Raw genomic sequence first — 973 nt, 5'->3', positions numbered from 1 at the left:
CGAAACTGATCGGAGCACTCTTTTGCAGACTCATCAGAATGTCTAGCATGGTGTAGCTGTCTTTTCCGCCCGACAAGCAAACCATAATACGATCACCGTCTTCGATCATATTAAAGTCGGCAATGGCCTTACCCATGCCACTGCGCAAGCGCTTTTGAAGCTTGTTAAACTCGTATTTCTCTGAACCTGCTAAGCTCTGCATAACCCTACAACCTGACAACGACAACATTAAAGGCGCGCATTATAGCGAATTTACGGCTTTAACCCAAAGCCCGGTCTAACAAACGTTTAGCAGCGGATATTTTTTTAAACTGTTCCCCGCAGCCCCCCTTATCAGGGTGATGAATTTGAGCAAGCTTACGATACTGAAGCTTAACCTGCCTTTGGTCAGCATTAGCAGGCAAATCTAATACACTTAGCGCAGCATGCCGATCATCATTTGCCAGAAACTTACGCCAAAACTTATCGAGCAGGTCGTTTACTTCATCTTCTTCTGTTTCAAAATAGTGGCTAATATCAAGGTAATATGCCTTAACCGAATCATAAGATGATAATTCGGAAACTCCTTCTGCAAAGGGTCTTCTAGATATATTTATCAGATTGATGTCGAGAAAAAAACGCTGCTCATCTAGATAAGTGTTTTGTAGCGTGTAAAGGGCGTGTTTTAACAGAAAGTGGGCACGAAAAAGGTCTTTACTCTGACTTATATTGAACTCGGAAAACGGCTCTTGCTGAATGCATTTTAGATGTTGAATAAGCTCAATTTCTTTAACGCTAGCATGATCATCAAGATAGTTATCTATCCCCTTGATAATATCTAACAAGACATCCAAGCTAGTGAGCCTTCTTGCCTAAACGGCTTCGAGGAGGGGCGATGCCTACACCGTTCTTTTCTTTCTGCTTCACTTCATACATTGCCCGATCAGCAGACTTCAAAATATCGGCCGTTTTTTCACCATTATCAGGGTACATA

General features: G+C 42.2%; 1 protein-coding gene and 1 pseudogene. Both read right to left on the bottom strand.

Features of this window, described 5'->3' with window-relative positions:
* A pseudogene (locus tag A3756_RS21485) lies at positions 1-202 on the bottom strand (tRNA 2-thiocytidine(32) synthetase TtcA); the annotation flags it as partial.
* Positions 203-260: 58 nt separating this feature from the next.
* The gene (locus tag A3756_RS21480) at positions 261-833 is read right to left on the bottom strand and encodes a DNA-J related domain-containing protein (protein WP_068554482.1); all 573 of its coding nucleotides are present in this window, start codon (positions 831-833) and stop codon (positions 261-263) included.
* Positions 834-973 lie beyond the last annotated feature (140 nt).

It is taken from the genome of Oleiphilus sp. HI0086 (assembly GCF_001635225.1).
Note: the sequence above shows the minus strand (reverse complement) of the source record. Positions and strands in the feature narration are given on the sequence as shown.